Origin of the sequence: Enterococcus durans NBRC 100479 = LMG 10746 (genome assembly GCF_001544215.1) — a bacterium.
Lineage (GTDB): Bacteria > Bacillota > Bacilli > Lactobacillales > Enterococcaceae > Enterococcus_B > Enterococcus_B durans.
This window is the reverse complement of sequence record NZ_BCQB01000012.1, coordinates 1-22,299: the sequence shown is the minus strand read 5'-3', so window position 1 is coordinate 22,299 and position 22,299 is coordinate 1. Positions and strand designations below refer to the sequence as shown.

The window sequence follows — 22,299 nt, the reverse complement described above, 5'->3', positions numbered from 1 at the left end:
ATGGGAGGAAACGAATGAGAAAGATAATAAAAGTTGAACGTTTGTATTTGTTTTTTTGGTTTTTCCCAATTTTCTTGGCACCTTTTACATGGGTAAATGCGGTAGTACAAGGGGCAGAGATTTTAGGATTGATCCAAGGTAGCGGATTTGTCGTATCAAAGAATTTTCCACTTTTAACGATGTTTTATTTTTTGATCAGTGTGAGTTTGCTGCTTTCAAATAAATTCATTAAAGCTTATAACTGGCATATGCTCCATTTTTCTTGCATGTTGGTTTTTGCCTCGTTTTTCTCGATGTTGCCGCGGATCATCGTTGGTCCTAATGGGCTAAGTGAAAGCGGGTTAAAAGATTCTGCTTATTCAGCAATGTATTTTTTAACAATAAAGCCAAGTTTCTATCTAGCAATTCTCTCATTCTTTTTAGCAGCATTTTTTTATTTTTACACGGAAGTTCGAACAACAAAGATGATTTCAGAGCGCGGATGATACTGATTAGTACGCCCTTATAAATAAGCACAGGAACAAACATGGTCGATGAGGACTCTGTTTGTTTTTTTCGTTTTACCGGAAATTTACATAAATTAACTGGATATTTACACCATCCACACGTAGGATTTACAGTACATTGGTATACTTTACTTGTAAATAAGAAAGGGGTATATCAATGAAAAAAGTATTATTCTCTTTAGGTGTCCTAGGTTTTCTTTTAGCTGGGTGTGGTTCAGGTTCTGGAAATACAGATGGTTCCGCAGCACAGAATAGTTCGGGCAATTCAAATGAACAAGTAAAAATCGTTGCGGTGGGCTCAACCGCTTTACAACCTTTAGTTGATGCGGCACAAGAAAGTTTCGTGCAAGAAAATCCCAATTATCAGATTTCTGTCCAAGGTGGTGGGAGCGGAACAGGCTTGAGCCAAGTTGAAGCCGGAGCGGTCACGATCGGTAACTCCGATGTTTTCGCTGAAGAAAAAGACGGTGTCGATGCCAGCAAGCTAGTGGACCACAAAGTTGCTGTTGTTGGAATGGCACCGATCGTCAACAAAGATACTGGTGTAAAAAATATCACCAAACAAGAATTGATCGACATCTTTACAGGTAAAATCACAAATTGGAAAGATCTAGGCGGAAAAGATGAAAAAATCAGTGTAATCAACCGAGCAAATGGTAGTGGTACCAGAGCAACATTTGAAAAATGGGGTTTAGATGGCGCTACTCCTATCCAATCACAGGAGCAAGATTCTTCTGGCACAGTTCGCCAGATCTTGGCCCAAACGCCAGGCTCGATCAGCTATTTAGCATTTTCTTACTTGGATGACACGACACAAGCGTTAAGCATTGATGGTGTAGAACCTAAGGAAGAAAACGTTGCAGACAACAGTTGGAAGATATGGTCGTATGAACATATGTATACAAATGGTAAACCTTCCCCAGAAGTGAAGAAGTTTTTAGACTACATGATGAAAGAGGATGTTCAACAAGGCGCAGTCAAAGAACTAGGTTATCTGCCGATCACTTCAATGAAAGTCGAACGTGATGCGAAAGGAAATTTAAAATAAGTTACCCCAAGGCTGGAACAGAAGTATCTCACTCATAAAGAGTGGCTTCTGTTCCAGCTTTTTTACTTCGTAGAATATAAGTGACAGTGTGCCTTGATAGGTATGCTTTTTTTGCTTGATTAACTGGCATATAACAGGAATGAAAGACATTTATCAGCCGTTTCATAGGCTTTTTTTCGATGATTGTATTATTGTATTCATAAGAATAACAATCGAGGTAAAAAATCATGGAAAAATTCAGAAAAAGAAGCAAGAATGAATTCGATCAAAAAGAGAAAAATCCTGTTACCCGTTACGCCCCCGATTATCATGAGGGGCTTTCAGAAAAAATAGTCGCAGAGAGAATACAAGATCATGCGACAAACCAGACGATAGATACCTCATTTAAAAGTAACAAGGAAATTGTTTTTCAAAATACATTCACATATTTCAATTTGATTTTTATGGTTTTAGCCATTTTATTATGTTTAGTCGGATCTTATAAAAATCTCACTTTTTTACCGGTGATCTTAGCGAATACGGGAATCGCCATCTACCAAGAAATCCGTTCAAAAAAAATCTTGGACAATTTGACCGTATTGTCTGCTGCCAAAGTAACGGTCATTAGAGAGGGAAAAGAAAAGAAGGTCGATATTGAATCGTTAGTATTAGATGATGTAGTACTTCTTGAAACGGGGCAACAAATACCAGCAGATGCCACCGTGTTAGAAGGAAAACTGCAAGTCAATGAAGGTTTATTAACAGGTGAAGCAGATGAGATCACTAAAGAGATTGGCGATTCTTTGATGTCAGGAAGTTTTATTATTTCCGGCAAGGCCTATGTTCAATTGGAAAGAGTTGGATATGATTCTTACATCTCGCAACTGACAGTAAAAGCAAAGAAAATGGGTGAAGGGGAACAATCTGAAATGATCGCTTCCTTGAATAAACTCATCAAATGGATCGGGATCATCATCATTCCCTTAGGTCTTACCCTCTTTGGACAAAGCTATTTTGTAAACGAGGATACGATCAAAGAAAGTATCGTAGCAATGGAAGCAGCGTTGATCGGTATGATCCCCGAAGGCTTGTATTTGTTGACAACGATCGCTTTAGCAATGAGTGCCAGCCGATTAGCGAAGGAACGAGTCCTTTTGCATAATATGAAAAGTATTGAAACATTAGCTAGAGTAAACGTCCTATGTGTCGATAAAACAGGTACGATCACAGAAAATCGGATGACTGTTCAAAAATTGCTTGTTGCAAAAAATGAAACTGCGCAAAAAAACAGCGAGAGAATCAAAGGGCTGATTTCTGATTACGCAAAAGCGATGGCCAGCGATAATGTGACGATGGAAGCCATCCAAGATTATTTTACGGACTACACAGATCAAGAGGTACGAACAGTTCAGCCATTCTCTTCCGTACAGAAATTCAGTAGTGTATCTTTTTCTGAGGGAACCTATGTATTAGGGGCTCCAGAAATGGTTTTACAGGATCAGTTTTCAAAATATCAAGAGGAATTCAGTCACTATACTGAACAGGGCTATCGCGTGTTGGTTTTTGGAGCCTATCCACAAGAACTCACAGAAATGGTCTTAGAAGCAGAGGTAACACCATTAGGCTATATTCTGATCACTAATCCTATACGAAAAGAAGCACCAGCAACATTCGCTTATTTTAAAGAACAAGGTGTAGCGATCAAAGTGATCTCAGGGGATAATCCGCAAACTGTTTCTAGCGTAGCCAAACAAGCAGGAATCGCAAATGCTGAAAAATATATCGATGTTTCTCAGTTAGCAGAAGAAGAATATGGTAAAGCAGTTGAGGAATATACCGTTTTTGGGCGTGTGAAACCAGAACAAAAAATGAGATTTGTGCAACTGTTAAAGGAAAAAAATACTGTAGCAATGACAGGTGATGGCGTAAATGACATTTTGGCGATGAAAGAAGCAGATTGTAGTATTGCCATGACTTCAGGAAACGAGGCAACGATCCAAGCAGCACAAGTTGCGTTACTCGATTCTGATTTCTCAAAAATGCCTGAGATCGTAGCAGAAGGACGTCGTGTGGTAAATAACATTGAGCGTTCTGCTAGTTTATTTTTAGTCAAAAATATTTTTTCTTTTTTGCTTTCCGTATTTTCTATTTTATTTGCACTGACGTATCCACTTGAACCTTCTCAAATTACATTGATTAGTTTATTCACGATTGGTGTGCCATCCTTTTTACTTGCACTTGAAGAAAACAAGAACCGGATTGAAGGAAAATTCATGTTCAATGTGATGGAAAAAGCAATCCCTGGTGGTTTGACTGATATGATGGTCGTGGGTGCCTTAGTCGTGAGCGGTGTGAGCTTGCAGCTCAATAAAACAGACGTTTCCACAGCGTCTACGATGTTGCTGACGGCCGTTGGTTTTTTAGTTCTATATAAAATCTGTCAGCCACTGAATCGGTTTAGAGGGAGAATTATTTTATTTTGTGCAGGAGGAATCGTCTTTTCAGTTATTTTTCTCCATAAACTATTTTCTATATCGGCAATCTCCGCAGTCTCTATTTTGTTACTGATCATTTTGTTTTTTGCAGCAGAATCTATTTTTAGACAACTGTCGCAACTGATCGAAAAATACAGTCGGTTGAAAAATGACCAAAGAAAACGAACGCTTATAGAGTGGTTGAAGGACTTATTTCGGTTCAAATTTGACGAACCGAAAGAATAAATGCGAGTGAGATAAAGGGAAGAAGAGAATGTGGGACAAATCTAAAAATCAGTTTTGCTATAGACTCTCGAATAAACGTCGGGAGCAAAAAGCAACTCCTTCGGAAATAAGCCGAAATTCACAAAAATTTGAAAAGCAATTTTCGTGAATTTCTTCTTATTTCTCGGAGAGAGATACTTCTGTTCCGCTCTCGATTCAACTTGGAAATTTTGATTGTAAAGCGGGGATCGTGACCGTAAAAGTAGAGCCAGTCCCTGGATGACTGTCTACTAGGATTACCCCACCTAATAGATTGACATAATCTTTTACGATCGCTAGGCCTAGACCAGTTCCACCTGAGTGTCGGCTTCTGGCTTTATCCACTCGATAAAAACGTTCAAAAATCCGTTCTTGATCTTCCTTATCAATACCAATGCCAAAATCTTGGACTGAAAAGGTTAATTTGTTCGTGACTTGATAGCGAATGATGATCGTGCTTGATTCTTTTGAATACTGGATGGCATTTTCGACTAGATTTTTAATGATCGGATACAATAGATCTGTCTGCGTAGTGAATGATACATCTTCCCCAAACAGTTGGATGGTCAACTGTTTTTTCTCGATCGTTGGCTGATAGCTTTGAATGATCTGGTGGAAATAAGGATCCAGATAAATCGTCTGTGTCTCGTAAGGTGTTTCTTCATCTTTTGACAGTTGGATGATTTCTCGAATCAACTTATCTAATCGGATGGCATCTTTTTGCATGATCAAAAGAAAGTCCGTCAACGTTTTCGGGTCGTCTTTTGCTCCGTCCAGCAAAGTCTCAGTAAAACCAATCAAAGAAGTGACTGGAGTCTTTAATTCGTGAGAGACATTTCCAACAAAGTCTTTTTGAAGTTTTTCCAAACGTCTGATTTTAGTTAGATCATACGCGACCCCCAATATTTGTCCGGTTTCTTCTGAACTATTAAAATAGCGAAGGCTGATGTCCAACGTTTGTTGTCCTTCAGAAATCGTGATTTCTTTGTGTACAAGCGGTTCAGTCGGGGTAACTTGATGGATCAGCTGGATCAATTTTGGTTCTTGGATGATCTCTGTGTAGCGTTTATTGGGGCGAAAGTGACTTACACCTAAATGGTTTTGCATTTTTGGATTAAGCAAACGTAATCGGGATTCTGAGTCAATGAGGAAGACACCGATCATCAATTCGTTCAAAAGTGAATATAATTGTTCTTCAGTGGTGGTATACGCACGATACATTTTACTCATTTGTTCACTTAACTCGTTGATCGTTTGATACAATTCTTCCCACTGATCGGACGTTTGCATAATGATTTCCGTCTTATCGGGATTGTTGACCATCTTTTTCAAGACTGGTAAAACTGTCTTGAGTGGTTGATTTCGCTGATAAGCCAAATAATAGATCATACTAGTTAAGACAATGAAAAAAATCAAGAAAAAGAAGAAGACCCACCGACGAAAGTTTTCTGTTCGAGGTAAGAAGCCACTCGTTGGTTCTGCGATTCGAATAATTGCTTCAAGTTGCCCGTTTACTTTGATTGGTAATGCTACATAGAGCAGTTCTTCATTCAATGTCGTACTCATTCTCAATGAGGTGCCAAGTGTCCCACCATTCAATACTGCTTTGATCTCAGGACGGTCATCCCTCGATTGATCCAACGATTGATCCGTTGTATCAAATAAGACTTTTCCATTAGAATCCAGCAACGTGATCCGTTCGTTCGATTGATGGACAAATTCTGTTAAAACATTTTTATTCTGTTGAGAAGTCAAATCTTCTACATCCAGTTGTTGGGTCAACAGCTGTGCTTTTTTTATCAGATAACTTTCTTGCTGTTCGATGATCTGTTGTTGAAAGTAATGTGAGATCATCTGCCAACCACCAAAAAAGAGCCCAATCAAAAGGATAAGAAAGAATGCCCGTTCGGATAATTTTTTCCAACTCATATCTTTGGTTCCTGAAACTTATAGCCAAAACCACGAACAGTGATCAAATATTTGGGATGTTTCGGATCTCTTTCAATTTTTTCTCGTAAATGGCTGACATGAACATCTACGATCCGGCTTTGACCAGCAAAATCGAAATTCCAAATGCGATCAAGTAATGTATCACGATCGATCACACGATCTTTTCGCTTCATAAAATAAACAAGTAATTCAAATTCTTTTGGCGTCAATTCAATTGGACGATCATCGACCGTCACCTGATAATTCGTTAGATCAGCTGTGATCTGTCCACTCGACAAGTACTCAGGTTCTGCTTCTACTGTTTGGTTGTTCCGAGGTTCGACCCGTCGGAAAATAGCTTTCATCCGCGCTAGTACTTCTCTAGGGCTGAATGGTTTCGTCAAATAATCATCGGCGCCGATTTCTAGTCCAATGATTCGATCCACTTGGTCATCTTTCGCTGTGAGTATCAAAATCGGTGTGTCGATTTTTTCTTGTCTTAGTTTTTGAGTAATTGCTATCCCGTCGATGGAAGGGAGCATAACGTCCAGAATAATAAAATCAAATGATTGCTCAAGAGCAAGATCAAGACCGATTTGTCCGTCATCTGCACTAATAACTTTGTAGCCTTCTTTTTCCAAGTTGAAGGTTAGTAATGTGACAATCGAAGGCTCATCATCTACGACTAATACTTTTTTCATAAATTCTCCTTTTGCGAACAGTCTGTTTGGTTTATCTAAACAAGCAAAGCTTGTTGAATGTTTGCCGCTTCAAGTTGCTTACTTTTTTGAACGGTCGGAACCATGATCCAAGAAAAGCTTCAGCTATTCGGCTGTTCTTATTTTAGCATATAATCAATAGTAAGTACTATTTTACTCACTGAATAAATGGTATAATGGGAAGGCACTTGTTGGATAAGGAGGAAAGTAACGATGATCGGTATCAGTGCTTGTTTAGGCGGTCTAATCTGCCGCTATGATGGTCAGCAAAAAGCTGTTCCTGCATTAAAAAAACTGGTAGATGAAGGAAAAGCGATCATGGTTTGTCCAGAAATGATGGGTGGATTGCCCACACCGAGACCTCCCGCAGAAATTGTCGGTGGGAATGGTATGGCTGTTTGGCATGGCCACGCTAAGGTTGTGACGGTGACAGGTGAAGATGTGACAAAGTCCTATCAAGAAGGCGCAGTTAAAGCCTACCAAAAATTACGTGAACATAAAATAGACACCGTCATAATGAAAGCGAAAAGTCCTTCATGCGGGGTCCATCTTATTTATGATGGTTGTTTTACTGGAACTCTTGAAGAAGGCATGGGGGTAGCGACTGCCTATTTTATCCAACAACAAATGACCGTACTCTCAGATGAAGAATGGTTGGAAATGCGAGGTGAATCGAATGGAAATCGAGAAAACGAACCGAATGAATGCACTTTTTGAATTTTATTCCACCCTTCTGACCGAAAAGCAAATGAACTATATGGAATTGTATTATGCAGACGATTTTTCATTAGGAGAAATAGCGGAAGAGTATGAAGTGAGTCGCCAAGCCGTTTATGATAATATCAAACGGACAAGTAAAATTTTAGAAGATTATGAAAAAAAGTTGCATCTTTTTTCTGACTATATCGTTCGTGAACAATTTTTAGAAAAAATGACTACTTATGTGAAGGAAACTTATCCAAAAGATGAGACCCTTCTTGATTTGATCAAACAGATCCAAGAAATCGAAGAATAAAGGAATGAAGAAAATATGGCATTTGAGAATTTAACAGAGCGCCTGCAACAGGCGATGAGTAAATTAAGAAAAAAAGGAAAAGTATCAGAAGCTGACGTCAAAGAAATGATGCGGGAAATCCGCCTTGCTTTGCTGGAAGCCGATGTCAACTTGCAAGTAGTAAAAGATTTTACGAAACGAGTAAGAGAACGGGCAGTTGGCGCAGAAGTGCTGGATAGTCTATCACCCGCACAACAAATCGTTAAGATCGTTGATGAAGAATTAACGATCACTCTGGGCTCAGAAACAGTGGAATTGAACAAGTCTCCTAAGATCCCTACAGTTATCATGATGGCTGGTCTCCAAGGGGCTGGGAAAACGACTTTTACCGGTAAATTAGCCAATTATTTAAAGAAAAATGAAAATGCACGTCCATTACTGATTGCAGGAGACGTGTATCGTCCAGCAGCGATCGATCAATTAAAAGTATTAGGCCAACAATTAGATGTACCGGTATTTGATATGGGCACAGAGGTCAGTCCAGTCGAAATCGTCCGTCAAGGGATGGAAGTAGCCAAAGAAAAGAAAAACGATTATGTCTTGATCGATACGGCCGGACGTTTGCATATTGATGAAACGTTGATGGATGAATTAAAGCAAATCAAAGAACTAACTAAGCCAAATGAAATTTTACTGGTTGTCGATGCGATGACTGGTCAAGATGCTGTCAATGTAGCAGATAGTTTCAATCAACAATTAGGGATCACTGGGGTAGTCATCACTAAATTAGATGGTGATACTCGTGGTGGTGCGGCACTTTCGATTCGTTCAGTGACTGGTGCACCAATCAAATTTGTTGGTTCTGGAGAAAAATTAACTGATTTAGAAGTCTTCCATCCAGACCGTATGGCAAGCCGTATCCTTGGAATGGGTGACATGTTGACGCTGATCGAAAAAGCGCAACAGGACTATGATGAGAAAAAAGCGGAAGAACTTGCAAAGAAAATGCGGGAAAACTCATTTGATTTCAATGATTTTATCGAACAATTGGATCAAGTGATGGGCATGGGCCCTCTGGAAGATATCATCAAAATGATCCCAGGAATGAATCAAGTACCTGGCATTGAAAATGTCAAAGTCGATCCTAAAGATGTGGAACGCAAAAAAGCAATGGTTTATTCAATGACACCAGCTGAAAGAGAAAACCCTGATTTATTGAATCCAAGCCGCCGCAGACGGATCGCCGCAGGTTCTGGGAATAGTGTGGTCGAAGTCAATCGTATGATCAAACAGTTCAAAGAATCACGTAAAATGATGCAGCAAATGTCTAAAGGAGATATGAATATCCCTGGCATGGACCAAATGTTTGGCACGGGCGTCAAAGGAAAACTTGGTAAAATGGCGATGAACCGTATGATCAAGAAAAACAAAAAGAAAAAGAAAAAACGTAAATAAACGTAATTAATAGTAGAGAAGAAGGACTTCAGAGTGATCGGATCACCACGTGGTCCTCTCTTTTTTTATAAAAATAAGATTATTAGAGGTGAACCTAGTGAAAAAAAGATGTGCATGGAGTGAACAGACAGAAAGTATGCGGATCTATCATGATACCGTTTGGGGTGTCCCCGAATATGACGACCAGAGGCTTTTTCGCAAATTGATGTTAGATATCAATCAGGCGGGGCTGAGCTGGCAGACGATCCTCAATAAAAGCGAAGCATTTGATGAGGCATATGATTCATTTGCCATTGAAAAAGTAGCACGATACCAAGAAGATAAAATCAATGAATTGATGGAAAACAAAGGAATCATTCGCAATCGTCGTAAGATCGAAGCAGCCATCGCTAATGCAAAAGCTGTTCAACAAATCCAAGCGGAATTTGGTAGCTTCTCAGGCTATCTATGGGGATTCACGGATCAGAAAGTGATCAATCTTTCTTATCATGAACAAGCAGATATTCCAACGACTAGCCCGTTATCTGACAAACTGGCAAAAGAGTTGAAAAAAAGAGGGTTTAAATTTATCGGTAGTACAACGCTCTATGCGTTCTTAGAAGCAGTCGGCATCATCAATGACCATGTGGATGGTTGTTTTAGAAAACAGGAAGTAGCATGCAAGGAATAGAGGAGGAAGAGATGGGGAGAATACTATTTTATGGTGCGGTCAGTTTAGATGGCTATCTCGCGACCAAAGAGGACAGCCTGCAATGGCTCTTCGATACTCCAACAGGTATCGGTACGACGTATGAAGCTTTCTATAAACAAATAGATGTGACGGTCATGGGAAGAAGGACATATGAGGAAGCAAAAAAATACTTGGAAACAGATGCGCTTTATCCAGATAAACGCAACATCGTTTTTTCCTCAAACAAGGAACTGAAATTAGAAGATGCAACGGTTGTGCACGAAGACCCAGTAGGAGTTGTTGAACAATTGAAAAAGAATCCTGACACAACTGTCTGGGTGGTTGGTGGTGGCACATTATTAAGACCGTTGATTGAACATCAGCTGATTGATGAATGGTATATTCAAATTGCTCCAGTGCTTTTAGGAAACGGTATTCGCCTGTTTCAAGAAGGAAAGTATGAAGAACGACTAAAACTGACTGATAGCCAACGGTTTGGTGAATTCATCGAACTGCACTATATCAAAAACCAGTAGCGCATGTGGGACAAAGCTAAAAATCAGTTTTGCTACAGGCTCTCGAATAAACGGCGTCCAAAAGTCAGGTTTTTCTCTCCAATTTCTCAAATCGAAACGACTTTTGTCTCGAACGCCATTTCACGAGTATGTATAGAACAAAAAGACCACATAATCATAGGAATAGGAGGAGCATCGTAAACAATTGAACTTGGTTCCTCAACTATTCTGTGATTAAGTGGTCTTTTCTTTTATCGCAGCCAGCCTCGTTCTTATTAGTTGTGATAAGCACGAATGTTGACAGGCGGTTAGTCAAATAATTAGTAGATAATATTAATCAGCTAATTTATTAGCAAAAGCTAAATACGCATCTAAAATTGTTTGGAAAAAGTTCAAAGTACCTTCAACTACGTTACCATTTTCGTCAACTAGGTTAGCGATATTGCCGATATACGCTTCTGGTTGTTGTAATGTTGGCACATTTAAGAATACCAATGATTGACGCAGATGATGGTTCGCACCAAAACCGCCGATACCACCAGGTGAAGCAGTAACAACTAGTCCAGGTTTGTTATCCCAAACACTATGGCCATAAGGACGTGAGCCGACATCTAAAGCATTTTTTAGAACAGCAGGAACAGACCGGTTATATTCAGGTGTCACAAAAACAACGCCAGCTAAATCTTTTACTTCCTCACGGAAACGAGTCCATTCCGCTGGGGCATTTTCAGGTGTTTCAAGATCTTCATTATAAAAAGGCAGATCATCGATTTTTACAAAGACACTTTCATATCCTTCAGGTAATAATTTTGCAAAAGCCTCTGCAACTTTTTTATTGTATGAATCTTTTCTTAAGCTTCCTACAAAGAAACCAATTTTTTTAGTCATCAATAATTCCTCCCTTTATCTTTCTATATTTATCTTACAAAAAATAAGTAACTGGAGCAAATAATAACCCTTGGCTATAAAAAGTCAACGGTTGGTTAAAAAGTATTGAATAGTACTTTTGGTTTCGATTCCTTAGATGAAATGCTCCTTTATGTGGACAAAATCACCAGTATGTCAAAGCCAAATACCAAAAAACTGGAACTATCAACAGTAATCGATGTATACCATCAAGATGATAAGAGAAACTCTCTCAAGAGAAATGAAGTTACGGCTAGGCGTCACACAAACACTGTTGAATGAATTTAAACTATTGTTTTACGATGAACCTACTTTATCATTTGATCTAATTGGCTATAGAGAAATCTTCGCCAGTTTGTTGTGAGAAAAAGAACAAATAACTTTTTTCCACACCTATTTTAGCTGATGTGGAACAAAGCAATAATGAGGTTGTATTTTCAAATGATGGCGAAATCGTTTTATCAGTTGCAGTTGAGGATTTGAAACCACATACGAAAAAAAGTGAGTTTCTCGCTAGTTTCTTCTCTGTGAAACATTTAAGTAGATTTTTTGCTCCCTGACAGTCAGACATAGGTCAATTATTTTGTTGCTACCTGTATTTAAAGTAAACGCTATTTTCTCATTTTTTTTGAAATAAAAACTATCAATATTGGCACGCCTGCTCACTCATATTGATAGTTTGTGTAAAAAAATACATGGTAAACTCTCCTTATAAAATCAAACAAAGGAGGTCGGGAGTTAAACGATTCGATGATAAAGGGGGCGGATAATGATTGAAGGTTGTTTTATGAATGAAAATAGTAACTATTTATGTAAAAGAATCAAAATGATACACAATCAACGATCCGAAATGGAGGAATTTGATGATGAATAAGCGTGAAATGCGCCATAGTAGTCCTCCGAATTATGTTAAGAGTAAGATTTGGAATAGATTCAAAATAAAAATACTCGTTTCGTTTGGTTTTCTTTTCGCCTTGTTGTTATCGCTGGCGACTCCCATCAACAGTATAGAAGGAAGTAATACCGTTGAAGCAGCCACTACTGAAACGAGAGTTCCATTCACAGTACCAGAGACTTATACAGACGGTAACGTAACGATTAAATTCGATGTCAGCGGTTACTTAGTTGACGGTTGCCTTTCCCAAACTGATGATGTCAAAATCGTGATATATGATCCGCCGGTAAATCCGCCAGCTGCACAAATCTGGAGTGCAAACGCTGTTGCCGGCTTGCCAGTAGGAAGTGCAGAAAAAAACGGGAATAATTATACGTATACATTTACAGCCGATAGATTGATTAGTAGTGATATCTTTTCCCAAGATGGTGAGATGACAGTTAGCCTTGGCGCTACGGAATTCAAGATAAGTAAAGATGGGGCGCCAATTACTGTAAAGGCACTTAGGATAAAAATCAATTACGTGGATACGGATGGCAATCCTCTAGATAATCCCCCTGCATTATCAGAAGTAAGTAACGCGGATCTACAAGCCAATTCTGATGATGTTTTTAATGGGAAAGCTGGCAGGTTAGATGGGCAAGTGACCAATATTACAGGATATACCTTCAAATTAGACCAATCTACACTGACTGTGCCTAATGCGCCTGCTCCTGACTTGAAAGCAAGTACAACGGCAAATGATGGGTCACTATTTGAGGGCATTCGAAATCTTATAAATGACGCTAAGTATGGCAGCGGTCATATCAAAGATGGTTCAGTTTTGACCTTAGTCTATCAAGGGTTGAAACCCACCGCAAAAATTGCTATTGTGCCTATTGATCAGCGGACTGCCCGCTATGGCGTAGGTGACACGGTGTTCCAATATGGCGGTATGTACCAAAATAAAATTACGACCCAAGCTGATCTGCTCAAACAAATTGTTCAAGGGGTTAGTTACAGTGATGGAATAGGCAGAAACCTTGATTACAAAAATTTTACTATTTCTGGCGACGTAATTAAGCCGGATGGTAGTTTGGATACAAGTAAAAAAGGAACGTATGAGGTTGCTGTAACCTATAATTCTGATGAAATTCAAAAAAGTGTTACTGTCAAAACAGAAATTACTATCGAACCAACCTTCCATATCAAGATAAACTGGTTAAGCGATACTGGGAAGAGAGTAGCGGGGCTGTATGATCACATCCTATTGGGTGAGAAAACACTTGACGAATTAGACACCATATTCGGAAATACTTATAATAAACAAATCCAATCTAAAGGTGCAACCCCTTATATGGTAAATAATCATAATCTAGCAAGTATAGAAAATTCAACCTATGAGATCAAACAAGATGGAAAGGTCGTAGAATCAGATACCGGCTTAACGAAGTTTGGTTCAGACTGGAAGACGGTCATCAGTGCACTCGAGGATGCAACACGCCAGTACGATTATAGTAACGTGCAAACCACCGAATACACCTTGACTTACGTGTATGTAGTGCCTAAAACTGGGGTTTTGAAGGACTTTTACTTCAGATTACATGAAAGTGCTGATTTTGTAGATAATTTTCCTGGACTGACGTTAAGTGATGGTCAAGTAGTGGATTCTCCGTGGTTGATTTTTGATAGTCCGATTGTTTATGACGATGCTCTAGTCGATACCAGTAAAGCAGGGGACTTTCCGGTAACAGCAAGGTATAAGTTTGGGATGATAGACATTACTGCAACTGCCACGATTCACATTTTTCCGGTACTTGTTCTTAGAACCCATTACGTTGATGAGAATGGCAAGGAGATAAAAGATAGTGATTACCAAGAGGACCTTGATGGTAGAAAGCTATTTTTTGCCCCGCCAGATCCGGTCATAAACGGGCTCATCCCTTCAATCAAGAACTCGAAGCTTATTAAAATGGTAGATGGCAAGTATGTAACACTTGATGAGGCTGAGTTCCAGAAAACGAATTGGTCTGATGTTCTAACTGCGATCAATGGTGAAGGATTAATGCCTAGTAAAGGAACAAGCTCCGCATATTATGATTTGAACTATGTTTACGTGGCACAACAAACAGCTGTCTTAACGATCGATGGTCAAGCTGAAAAACCCGTGATAGGGGAACCAGGGGATGAGATTTCCTTTGATAAAACTGATGATCAGCTAGTCCGAGGTGGCTATTCTTATACGGTAACGGGTCCTGACGGTACAACTTATGACTGTTTAGCTAAAGCTTTAGAAGCCAACAAGACATTTGATGATTCAAAACTGTCGTCAACCAACGAAGATTCCCACAAACAAGTATTTGAGGTCGTTTATAAGAAAATACCTGAGACAGGAATCAATTTGAACAATCAGTCACTGATACCGTTAGTAGTTGTTTCCCTTGCAGGCTTAGCATTCTTTGTTTTCAGAAAATTGAAACGAATTAAATAGTTGAACAAATTAGTGATGTTGCTAAAAAGGTCGTAGAAGAGGAAATACAGATGATTGAAAAATTCCACAAGAAAAGAAAAAATAAAATCGAAAAAAGTACAACCGAAAACACAAGGAAAGATGGGACAAAACCTAGTTTAACTGAGGATATTTTGAATCTCGTTTTGAAAATATTCATCATCATCGCACTGTTTTGGTCGCTTTTTGTATTCGTTTTCGGACTACATCAAGTGGAAGAAACTGGCATGTCACCAAGCATCAAGCCAGAAGATATCATTATGTATTATCGCTTGGATAAAAACTATGACCTGTTGGATTCAGTTGTTTTAAAGGTAAAAGACACGGTGCAAGTGCGCCGAGTAGTGGCCAAAGCTGGTGATACAGTAGATATCACTGCCAAAGGACTAGTTGTCAATGGGTCACTGCAAACCGGGCTGGAAAAGGATTTTGTCAATGGCGATACGTTGCCTTATAAACAGGGCATCACTTTTCCCATCACAATCAAAAAAGGTGAAGTGTTTTTATTGGGAGATAATCGGCAGCAAGCACAAGATTCAAGGATCTATGGACCAGTAAAAATCAAAGATACGATGGGAAAACTAATGTGGGATTTAAGACGACGGAACCTATGAAATTATAAAAACAAACAGAAAAGAGGAATTTTAATGAAAAATGCAAGAATGAAAAAAATCGGACTGACTTTTGGTTTAGTTGGCTTGGCACTTGGACTATCAGGAATAAAGGCTTACGCTGCGGATACAGCAGCACCAACTAGTAAAGATGTCCGATTCACCAAGACCTTAGTTTCTCCCGCATCGAACTTAGCGGAGATTCCTGACATGAAGTTTGATTTTACGTTTACAGGCGTAGGGTTTTATCCATATTCAGGAAATGGTGTGGCTGATCAAGCGGATGGATCTGTGACCGTACCAGACTTAACATCACAAGAAATCAAATTTACGGAACAAGATATGAAAGCTGCAAATGATAAAGATGGTATGAATACTGTAACGAAGCAAAGTACGGACGTTATTGGGGGAGTAACTTTCCCTAAAGCAGGTGTTTATCAATACACAGTTAAAGAAGCAGATGATACAAATACCTTTGCGCCAGATCCGAATAAGAAGGAAGAAGTTACTTACGATGGCAATACCTACACCTTACGAGTTTGGGTAACAATGGATAAAGATGGCAATAATACGCCAAGTGATACGGTAGATAAGGTGGAAAAAGTCGTAGTAACAGACAAAAATGCCAATAAAGTTGATCCAACACCAGTTACACCAACGCCAGATACTCCTGTCGATCCGGATCAAGTGGTACCAACACCTGAACCAAATAAAACCTTCAACTTTAAAAATATCTATACTGTGACAGCCTCAGACAAACCTTTTAACGGAAATGATCCTAAAACGGCACCATTCTGGATCAGTAAAGAAGTTAAAGGGCAAATGGCAGATAACACACTCGATTTTGATTACACTTTGGATATTGAGGCAAATGAACTTACAGCTGGAAAAGATTATGAATTAAATATCAAACGGACAAACGACGATGTAGATAAGGTAAAAGTTACTCCTGGAACACCCGCTACATTCAAGCTAAAACATGGCGAAATTGCTTATTTTGAAAAGATCCCAGCTGGAGCTATGGTAAATGTCAAAGAAGCAGATACAGCTGATTATGATGAAGCAAATGAAGCTACTTTCAATGGGGAAACACCAGTTACTGGTACTCTTGAAGCAGCAGGAGCACTCGGAACAAAAGGGGACAATTCCGTTGCGTATACGAATACTCAAAATGGTGGAAATATTACACCAACTGGGATCCTATTGAATAACTTCCCTTATATCGCTTTGATTCTAGCAGGATTCGCAGGTTTGGCCTTTTATATCGTTAAAAAACGTCATCAAGATGCATAAAATTTCTTAAGAAAAAAGCAAAAGGAGAACTTTTCACATGGAGAACAAGTCTAGTTTGAAAAAACATTTGTTTTGGGTGACAAAAGGATGTATCGGTCTGCTAGATAAATTCATTGATCTTATCGCTGTTCTCCTTTTGTTACTGATGTTCAGCTACGGTATGTTTAGTATTTGGGACAACCAAAAGATTCTCTTAAATGGTCAATCTAGTGAGTATCAAACATTTAAACCAGAAACAAGTAACGCACCAAGCTTTTCTGAGTTACAAAAGAAAAATCCGGATGTTTTTGCTTGGCTAAATGTTTATGGCACCCAAATCGATTACCCAGTCCTACAAAGCGGCGATAATGAATAATATTTGAATACGGATGTTTTGGGGAATTACAAAATGTCAGGTTCGATCTTTATGGATTATCGCAATAAAAAAGATTTTTCCGATTTCAACTCGATTATCTATGGGCATCATATGGCGGAGTCTGCCATGTTTGGTGATCTGGATAAGTTTAAAGATCAGAAATTTTTAAGGAACACGCCTTTGGGAATCTCTATTTTCAAGGCAAGGATCACGGAGTTAAATTCTTCGCATTTTTAAACGTTGATGCGTTTGACGCGCAGATTTATCAGACGCCAGTAACAGGAAGGGAAAATAGTCAGAGGTATCTCGACGCAGTAAAAGAAAAGTCACAATCCTATCGCGAACTGAATGTTCGTCCTGAAGACAGGCTAGTCCTGCTAAGCACATGTTCAACAGACGCTACGAACGGACGGTATGTGTTGGTTGGTGTGATCACAGATAAAAAGATCGCTATTCCTAAGGAGCTTCAAACAAAGACTCAGCAGAATACTTTCACCGGGAAGGCCGTCAATTACTTACGTTCATTTCGTTTGAAAAGTCAAAAGAGCTTACTCTTGTTTATCTTATTGTTTCTAGTCTTGCTCTTCTGGTATGTGATGCTCATTACTCAAAGAAAAAAGCGGGAGAAAGGAGGGAAATATGAAAATAAAACGAATTAATGCTTTACTGATAGGGATTTTAGGACTTTTAAGTGTGTTTCTTTTAACGCCAGATGTATTTGCAGAAGAAGTAACTCTTCCAGTTTTGATTCAACAAAATGTTCAAGGGAAAACAATCAACTATCGACTTTCTACGCAGGATGAAAATGCAACTTATCCGGAAGAAGCGAAAAATGGACTGTTTTCCATCAGTGATAAGCAAAGCTTGACGCTACACTTTGCATTTTTCAAACCAGGCAACTACCACTATACGTTGGCACCAGTTGAAAAGAACTTGATCCAAGCACAAGAGCAGATATATGACATTAACGTTTTGGTTTTCTATAATAAAAATTCTCAGCTTTCATCGGTAATATCCGCAACAAATTCAGCTGGCTACAAGGTGGACTCCATCGCCTTTGCAGGTGTTGCTCCAGATAAAAATCCGGCAAATCAAGGAGGAGTCATTGGGGGAAAGACTGCAATCAAAATGTATCCCAAGACAGGTGAGTTAAAGATCCAAGTCTCGTTATTCGGTTTGCTACTAGTAGTTGGGGTGATGATCATTGGGGGCACGCGCCAGTATTTTTATCAACAAAAGGGGAATTCAAGGGGGTGGTAGCTTTCCTTTACTTCCTTTTGATTACTGGAAGAATGCACTCATTTCTCTATTAGAGAAGAAAAGTATCTACTACTTTATTTATAGAAAATTTGGCTCTATCATTTATGCTTATGCCGCTCATCATTTGCTGTTTCTGCGCTTTGTATTCATACTTGGGGGATGGCGTTTCGTGTGCACCTGTATCATGTTCAGATCTTGCACGATAGAAAGTTGATTGTTTGAGCAAAGAAGCAAAATTTTAGGAAGCATGTGGTTTTCAGCGAATAGTATCTGCCGTTTATTCGAGAGCCTATAGCAAGAATGATTTTTAGATTTGTCTCACAGTCCATTTGTTTATCTACAGGGGGAAAGATTTCGGTGTATCATAGCAAAGTATTAAAAAATTGCAGCTGTAAAGAAAAAAAGCTTTACAGGGTAAAAAAAAACTGTTACACTACATCTTGTGAATAAAACAATGGAGGTGGAAATATATAATGGCAGTTAAAATCCGTTTAAAACGTATGGGTTCTAAAAAGAGTCCTTTTTACCGTATCGTAGTAGCTGATTCACGTTCTCCTCGTGATGGACGTTTCATCGAAACTGTAGGTACTTACAATCCTTTGAAAGATCCTGCAGAAGTAGTTTTAAAAGAAGATTTAGTTCTTAACTGGTTGTCTAAAGGTGCACAACCTTCTGATACAGTACGTAACATCCTTTCAAAAGAAGGCGTTATGCAAAAACACCACGAAGCTAAATTCTCAAAGAAATAAGGTGATCGGATATGAAAGATTTAAGCGAATTAGTCTTAACAATCGTTCGTCCGTTAGTCACTCATCCTGAACAGGTCCAGTTAGAAGTCGTTGAATCAAATGATTTTTACGAATACAATCTAACCGTGGCTCCCGAAGATATTGGTCGTATCATTGGCAAACAAGGCCGAGTTGCAAAAGCAATCCGGACGATCGTCTATGGTGTGCGGCTAAATGCACCAAAAAAAGTGCGTTTGAATATCGTCGATAATAAGGAATAATCAAAAGCTGTTTCGTTCATGCGAAACGGCTTTTTTATTATACATGGTTTTGATTGGCAAAAGACTACAGAGAGCGTATTCTTAAAGTAAAGAGGAGGAAATACATATGAAAAAATGGTGGATCGCTATACCAGCTATCCTGTTTTTAGGCGTTTGTCAAACCTCGGCTGATCGAACAACACAAACGCAAGAATCAACTCAAGCTTACAATCAGAGCCATTCACAAGGCACACAGACGACTGCAGAAACCTCTACAGGAGAAAGTGCCAAGGGTAAAGAAGAACATTCAGATGCCACGACAGGAACAAATCAGACCCAAAAAACTGCCTTTGAGCAATTGAAAGCCGAACAGCCAACGCTACCAATGCCACAGGTCATCCCGATTTCTTCAGGGAATCTAAATCTCGCTGCAGCACAATCAAAGCAAGGATACACGGTCCTCTACTATGCGTTGCCAGAAAAACTCGCGCTAAATGCACAAGCGTTGAATCAAGAAACACCGATCGCCACTTATCTTTATCAATACGGATTTGCTTCAAGCCAAGAAACCATCAATGTGTTGCAACCTTTTACGATTGATAAGAATGGGCAAAAAGTCGATCTCGGCCATCAAATCATTGCCTATCAACAAGGAGCAGCTGGATCGAATTATCTTGAATGGCAAGAAGGAAACTGGCGTATCCGAGTGCGATCAAGCAACATCGAAGGACAAGATCCACTACCTTTAGCAAAAAAAATCGTTAATTATTTAGAAAAGGCCACTCTACCGGCACCTGAAAAATATGGAAAAATCATAGTCGATATGAATGATTCATCCAATCAAGCTACACAGGTCATTTGGCAAGAACCGAATAATGTCTTTACAGTCACACATCAAGACGCATTAGCCGCCCTAGAAATGGCTGTTTCAATGAATTAAATGCCAATTTATGATCTTGGGCATGACGAAAGTAAAAAGAAGGGTAGAATTGCCTATAACCACATGCTAAAATAAAACAGATACGTAATACGTTGTTTTTTATACTGAATGAAAAAACGGATAAACGTTGCATAAGAAAAAGAAAAGGGGATACAAGTTGACTGAATATTTAAATGTAGGAAAAATTGTCAATACTCAAGGAATAAAAGGCGAAGTCCGTGTCATCTCAACAACGGATTTTCCTGAAGAAAGATATAAAAAAGGTGCAGTCCTGACCTTATTTCAAGAAAAAAAAGCACCGATCGAATTAACGGTCAAAAGCCACCGAAAACACAAAAACTTTGATATCGTAAGTTTTGAAGGTCATCCATCGATCAATGACGTAGAAAAATACCGCGATGGGATACTTAGAGTGTCAAAAGAAAATACAGTAGAGTTGGAAGAAAATGAATTTTACTACCATGAAATCATTGGAGCAACTGTCATCGATGAAGATGGAACAGAGTTAGGTAAAATCAAAGAAATCCTTTCACCAGGAGCAAATGATGTCTGGGTCGTCCAACGTCAAAAGAAAAAAGATATATTGTTGCCTTATATCGATTCGGTTGTTAAAGAAGTAGATACGAAAAATGGTATTGTACGCGTAGAAATCCCTGAAGGACTGATTGACGATGAAAATTGATGTATTAACATTATTTCCGCGAATGTTTGAAGGACCAATGGGCGAATCGATCATTGGTAAAGCAGTCAATAAAGGATTATTGGATATCAATATCTCAAATTTTAGAGACTATTCAGACAATAAACACCAGAACGTCGATGATTATCCCTATGGTGGTGGGGCAGGAATGCTACTAAAAGTCCAACCTATCTATGACAATATCAAAGCAATTGAGGAAGCTGCGCCGGAAACAAAAAAAAGAGTGATCTTATTAGATCCGGCAGGAAAACAATTCGATCAAAAGATGGCCGAAGAATTTTCACAAGAAGAACATTTAGTATTTATCTGTGGTCACTATGAAGGCTATGATGAACGGATCAGAAGTCTAGTCACAGATGAAGTATCATTAGGCGATTATGTATTGACCGGAGGTGAGCTAGGTGCGATGGTAATGATCGATGCTACGGTACGGCTATTACCAGATGTCTTAGGAAACCAGACTTCTGCTCAAACGGATTCTTATTCAACCGGTCTATTGGAACATCCGCAATATACTCGCCCAGCAGAATACAAGGGAATGAAAGTACCCGAAGTCTTGACAAACGGCAACCACAAGTTGATTGAAGAATGGCAATTAAAAGAATCACTACGAAGAACCTATCTGCGCCGTCCAGATTTATTGGGACAGCTAGAAATGACGCCACAAATGCTCAAATTATTAGAAGAAATCAAACAAGAAGAAAACGAATAGCAGATATAACTGGGAAAAAATAAAATTATCCTTTACATGAAAATCGTAATATGTTAGTATTTTATGGTGAGTGCAAAGCACTTAACTATTACGATGTTCCGCTGTGAGAAAAAGCTCATACGAATGTTTGGAATAAGGAGAAAAGATCAATGAATCCATTAATCGAAGAATTAACAAAAGAACAATTACGTTCTGACATTCCAGCTTTCCGCCCTGGTGACACTGTACGTGTTCATGCGAAAGTTGTCGAAGGTACACGTGAACGTATCCAGTTATTTGAAGGTGTTGTAATCAAACGCCGTGGTGCTGGAATCAGCGAAACTTATACAGTACGTAAAGTTTCTAACGGAGTGGGCGTTGAACGTACATTCCCATTGCACACACCACGTGTTGCAAAAATCGAAGTTGTTCGTTACGGTAAAGTACGTCGTGCAAAATTGTACTACTTACGTGCATTACACGGAAAAGCAGCTCGTATCAAAGAAATCAGAAGATAGGCAAGTTTTTAGACTTCCTGTTGAAGTACAACCTGCGAAAGTCCTTGGTAAACAAGGACTTTTTCTTTTGCTCTTTTTTTCTAAAAATCGAAAATTTCCGG

General features: G+C 39.0%; 23 protein-coding genes and 1 pseudogene. 20 read left to right on the top strand and 4 right to left on the bottom strand.

Translation table 11 applies throughout. The features are described from left to right. Positions 1 to 14 precede the first annotated feature (14 nt). The 3 genes from ED2_RS05115 to ED2_RS05105 all read left to right on the top strand — a co-directional run bounded on the left by ED2_RS05115 (position 15) and on the right by ED2_RS05105 (position 4,253). Entirely contained in the window at positions 15 to 485 is a 471-nt protein-coding gene (locus ED2_RS05115) for a hypothetical protein (protein ID WP_005875598.1), read from the top strand. 178 nt (positions 486 to 663) lie between these two features. Continuing rightward, the gene (locus ED2_RS05110) at positions 664 to 1,554 is read left to right on the top strand and encodes a phosphate ABC transporter substrate-binding protein PstS family protein (protein ID WP_016177500.1); all 891 of its coding nucleotides are present in this window, start codon (positions 664 to 666) and stop codon (positions 1,552 to 1,554) included. A gap of 227 nt (positions 1,555 to 1,781) precedes the next feature. After that, positions 1,782 to 4,253, top strand: a complete 2,472-nt coding sequence (locus ED2_RS05105; RefSeq protein WP_016177501.1) for a cation-translocating P-type ATPase — start codon at positions 1,782 to 1,784, stop codon at positions 4,251 to 4,253. Between the two features lie 64 nt (positions 4,254 to 4,317). On the opposite strand, the pseudogene ED2_RS16520 reads toward ED2_RS05105, so the two are convergent. The 3 genes and pseudogenes from ED2_RS16520 to ED2_RS05095 all read right to left on the bottom strand — a co-directional run. Beyond that, positions 4,318 to 4,444 (bottom strand): annotated as a pseudogene (locus ED2_RS16520) (DUF3788 family protein); the annotation flags it as partial. A gap of 4 nt (positions 4,445 to 4,448) precedes the next feature. Beyond that, positions 4,449 to 6,200, bottom strand: coding sequence for a sensor histidine kinase (locus ED2_RS05100; protein ID WP_016177502.1), 1,752 nt, complete (start codon positions 6,198 to 6,200; stop codon positions 4,449 to 4,451). Then, complete coding sequence (locus ED2_RS05095) at positions 6,197 to 6,901, bottom strand: response regulator transcription factor (RefSeq protein ID WP_005875606.1); 705 nt, start codon at positions 6,899 to 6,901, stop codon at positions 6,197 to 6,199. The genes ED2_RS05100 and ED2_RS05095 overlap by 4 nt, the downstream gene beginning before the upstream one ends. 231 nt (positions 6,902 to 7,132) lie before the next feature. Between ED2_RS05095 and ED2_RS05090 the strand changes: the two genes are divergently transcribed. The 5 genes from ED2_RS05090 to ED2_RS05070 all read left to right on the top strand — a co-directional run bounded on the left by ED2_RS05090 (position 7,133) and on the right by ED2_RS05070 (position 10,574). After that, entirely contained in the window at positions 7,133 to 7,636 is a 504-nt protein-coding gene (locus tag ED2_RS05090) for a 2-thiouracil desulfurase family protein (protein ID WP_016177503.1), read from the top strand. Beyond that, positions 7,596 to 7,934 (top strand): putative DNA-binding protein, encoded by a 339-nt coding sequence (locus ED2_RS05085; RefSeq protein WP_005875610.1) that lies wholly within the window; start codon positions 7,596 to 7,598, stop codon positions 7,932 to 7,934. The genes ED2_RS05090 and ED2_RS05085 overlap by 41 nt, the downstream gene beginning before the upstream one ends. A 15-nt stretch (positions 7,935 to 7,949) precedes the next feature. After that, positions 7,950 to 9,368 carry a signal recognition particle protein gene (gene ffh, locus ED2_RS05080; RefSeq protein WP_005875612.1) on the top strand — a complete coding sequence of 473 codons (1,419 nt, stop codon included), beginning with the start codon at positions 7,950 to 7,952 and terminating at the stop codon, positions 9,366 to 9,368. Positions 9,369 to 9,465: 97 nt separating this feature from the next. Then, on the top strand, positions 9,466 to 10,038 hold the full coding sequence (locus ED2_RS05075; RefSeq protein WP_016177504.1) for a DNA-3-methyladenine glycosylase I: 573 nt from the start codon (positions 9,466 to 9,468) through the stop codon (positions 10,036 to 10,038). A gap of 11 nt (positions 10,039 to 10,049) precedes the next feature. Further along, positions 10,050 to 10,574 (top strand): dihydrofolate reductase family protein, encoded by a 525-nt coding sequence (locus ED2_RS05070; protein ID WP_005875614.1) that lies wholly within the window; start codon positions 10,050 to 10,052, stop codon positions 10,572 to 10,574. Positions 10,575 to 10,886: 312 nt separating this feature from the next. Here ED2_RS05070 and ED2_RS05065 read toward each other — a convergent pair whose 3' ends face one another. After that, on the bottom strand, positions 10,887 to 11,441 hold the full coding sequence (locus tag ED2_RS05065) for an NADPH-dependent FMN reductase (protein ID WP_005875615.1): 555 nt from the start codon (positions 11,439 to 11,441) through the stop codon (positions 10,887 to 10,889). Positions 11,442 to 12,322: 881 nt separating this feature from the next. Here ED2_RS05065 and ED2_RS05060 point away from each other — a divergent pair. From ED2_RS05060 to rplS, 12 genes are all read left to right on the top strand, one after another. After that, on the top strand, positions 12,323 to 14,824 hold the full coding sequence (locus ED2_RS05060) for a hypothetical protein (RefSeq protein ID WP_016177507.1): 2,502 nt from the start codon (positions 12,323 to 12,325) through the stop codon (positions 14,822 to 14,824). A gap of 50 nt (positions 14,825 to 14,874) precedes the next feature. Further along, positions 14,875 to 15,456 (top strand): signal peptidase I, encoded by a 582-nt coding sequence (gene lepB, locus ED2_RS05055; RefSeq protein ID WP_016177508.1) that lies wholly within the window; start codon positions 14,875 to 14,877, stop codon positions 15,454 to 15,456. Between the two features lie 33 nt (positions 15,457 to 15,489). Next, entirely contained in the window at positions 15,490 to 16,746 is a 1,257-nt protein-coding gene (locus tag ED2_RS05050) for a DUF7601 domain-containing protein (RefSeq protein ID WP_016177509.1), read from the top strand. 37 nt (positions 16,747 to 16,783) lie between these two features. Continuing rightward, positions 16,784 to 17,101 carry a sortase family protein gene (locus ED2_RS15820; RefSeq protein ID WP_174520038.1) on the top strand — a complete coding sequence of 106 codons (318 nt, stop codon included), beginning with the start codon at positions 16,784 to 16,786 and terminating at the stop codon, positions 17,099 to 17,101. 33 nt (positions 17,102 to 17,134) lie between these two features. After that, entirely contained in the window at positions 17,135 to 17,338 is a 204-nt protein-coding gene (locus ED2_RS15815) for a class B sortase (RefSeq protein WP_174520037.1), read from the top strand. Between the two features lie 402 nt (positions 17,339 to 17,740). Further along, on the top strand, positions 17,741 to 18,361 hold the full coding sequence (locus ED2_RS05035; RefSeq protein ID WP_016177511.1) for a hypothetical protein: 621 nt from the start codon (positions 17,741 to 17,743) through the stop codon (positions 18,359 to 18,361). Between the two features lie 473 nt (positions 18,362 to 18,834). Continuing rightward, positions 18,835 to 19,110, top strand: a complete 276-nt coding sequence (gene rpsP / locus ED2_RS05030) for a 30S ribosomal protein S16 (RefSeq protein ID WP_005875628.1) — start codon at positions 18,835 to 18,837, stop codon at positions 19,108 to 19,110. A gap of 11 nt (positions 19,111 to 19,121) precedes the next feature. Continuing rightward, the gene (locus ED2_RS05025) at positions 19,122 to 19,370 is read left to right on the top strand and encodes a KH domain-containing protein (protein WP_005875630.1); all 249 of its coding nucleotides are present in this window, start codon (positions 19,122 to 19,124) and stop codon (positions 19,368 to 19,370) included. A 106-nt stretch (positions 19,371 to 19,476) separates the two neighbouring features. Then, complete coding sequence (locus ED2_RS05020; protein ID WP_005875632.1) at positions 19,477 to 20,289, top strand: hypothetical protein; 813 nt, start codon at positions 19,477 to 19,479, stop codon at positions 20,287 to 20,289. Between the two features lie 157 nt (positions 20,290 to 20,446). Further along, positions 20,447 to 20,971, top strand: coding sequence for a ribosome maturation factor RimM (gene rimM / locus ED2_RS05015; protein ID WP_005875633.1), 525 nt, complete (start codon positions 20,447 to 20,449; stop codon positions 20,969 to 20,971). Beyond that, positions 20,961 to 21,701 (top strand): tRNA (guanosine(37)-N1)-methyltransferase TrmD, encoded by a 741-nt coding sequence (gene trmD, locus ED2_RS05010; protein WP_016177512.1) that lies wholly within the window; start codon positions 20,961 to 20,963, stop codon positions 21,699 to 21,701. The genes rimM and trmD overlap by 11 nt, the downstream gene beginning before the upstream one ends. A 149-nt stretch (positions 21,702 to 21,850) precedes the next feature. After that, the gene (rplS, locus tag ED2_RS05005; RefSeq protein WP_002286913.1) at positions 21,851 to 22,198 is read left to right on the top strand and encodes a 50S ribosomal protein L19; all 348 of its coding nucleotides are present in this window, start codon (positions 21,851 to 21,853) and stop codon (positions 22,196 to 22,198) included. Positions 22,199 to 22,299: the final 101 nt, after the last annotated feature.

What these genes read in the sequence shown, in the direction of transcription:
- ED2_RS15815 (WP_174520037.1), top strand. Translation starts at nt 17,135, where the DNA reads ATGTCAGGTTCGATCTTTATGGATTATCGCAATAAAAAAGATTTTTCC.
- ED2_RS05110 (WP_016177500.1), top strand. Translation starts at nt 664, where the DNA reads ATGAAAAAAGTATTATTCTCTTTAGGTGTCCTAGGTTTTCTTTTAGCT.
- ED2_RS05035 (WP_016177511.1), top strand. Translation starts at nt 17,741, where the DNA reads ATGAAAATAAAACGAATTAATGCTTTACTGATAGGGATTTTAGGACTT.
- ED2_RS05050 (WP_016177509.1), top strand. Translation starts at nt 15,490, where the DNA reads ATGAAAAATGCAAGAATGAAAAAAATCGGACTGACTTTTGGTTTAGTT.
- rpsP (WP_005875628.1), top strand. Translation starts at nt 18,835, where the DNA reads ATGGCAGTTAAAATCCGTTTAAAACGTATGGGTTCTAAAAAGAGTCCT.
- ED2_RS05105 (WP_016177501.1), top strand. Translation starts at nt 1,782, where the DNA reads ATGGAAAAATTCAGAAAAAGAAGCAAGAATGAATTCGATCAAAAAGAG.
- lepB (WP_016177508.1), top strand. Translation starts at nt 14,875, where the DNA reads ATGATTGAAAAATTCCACAAGAAAAGAAAAAATAAAATCGAAAAAAGT.
- ED2_RS05020 (WP_005875632.1), top strand. Translation starts at nt 19,477, where the DNA reads ATGAAAAAATGGTGGATCGCTATACCAGCTATCCTGTTTTTAGGCGTT.
- ffh (WP_005875612.1), top strand. Translation starts at nt 7,950, where the DNA reads ATGGCATTTGAGAATTTAACAGAGCGCCTGCAACAGGCGATGAGTAAA.
- trmD (WP_016177512.1), top strand. Translation starts at nt 20,961, where the DNA reads ATGAAAATTGATGTATTAACATTATTTCCGCGAATGTTTGAAGGACCA.
- ED2_RS15820 (WP_174520038.1), top strand. Translation starts at nt 16,784, where the DNA reads ATGGAGAACAAGTCTAGTTTGAAAAAACATTTGTTTTGGGTGACAAAA.
- rplS (WP_002286913.1), top strand. Translation starts at nt 21,851, where the DNA reads ATGAATCCATTAATCGAAGAATTAACAAAAGAACAATTACGTTCTGAC.
- ED2_RS05065 (WP_005875615.1), bottom strand. Translation starts at nt 11,441, where the DNA reads ATGACTAAAAAAATTGGTTTCTTTGTAGGAAGCTTAAGAAAAGATTCA.
- ED2_RS05060 (WP_016177507.1), top strand. Translation starts at nt 12,323, where the DNA reads ATGATGAATAAGCGTGAAATGCGCCATAGTAGTCCTCCGAATTATGTT.
- ED2_RS05100 (WP_016177502.1), bottom strand. Translation starts at nt 6,200, where the DNA reads ATGAGTTGGAAAAAATTATCCGAACGGGCATTCTTTCTTATCCTTTTG.
- ED2_RS05090 (WP_016177503.1), top strand. Translation starts at nt 7,133, where the DNA reads ATGATCGGTATCAGTGCTTGTTTAGGCGGTCTAATCTGCCGCTATGAT.
- ED2_RS05070 (WP_005875614.1), top strand. Translation starts at nt 10,050, where the DNA reads ATGGGGAGAATACTATTTTATGGTGCGGTCAGTTTAGATGGCTATCTC.
- ED2_RS05085 (WP_005875610.1), top strand. Translation starts at nt 7,596, where the DNA reads ATGGAAATCGAGAAAACGAACCGAATGAATGCACTTTTTGAATTTTAT.
- ED2_RS05115 (WP_005875598.1), top strand. Translation starts at nt 15, where the DNA reads ATGAGAAAGATAATAAAAGTTGAACGTTTGTATTTGTTTTTTTGGTTT.
- ED2_RS05095 (WP_005875606.1), bottom strand. Translation starts at nt 6,901, where the DNA reads ATGAAAAAAGTATTAGTCGTAGATGATGAGCCTTCGATTGTCACATTA.
- ED2_RS05025 (WP_005875630.1), top strand. Translation starts at nt 19,122, where the DNA reads ATGAAAGATTTAAGCGAATTAGTCTTAACAATCGTTCGTCCGTTAGTC.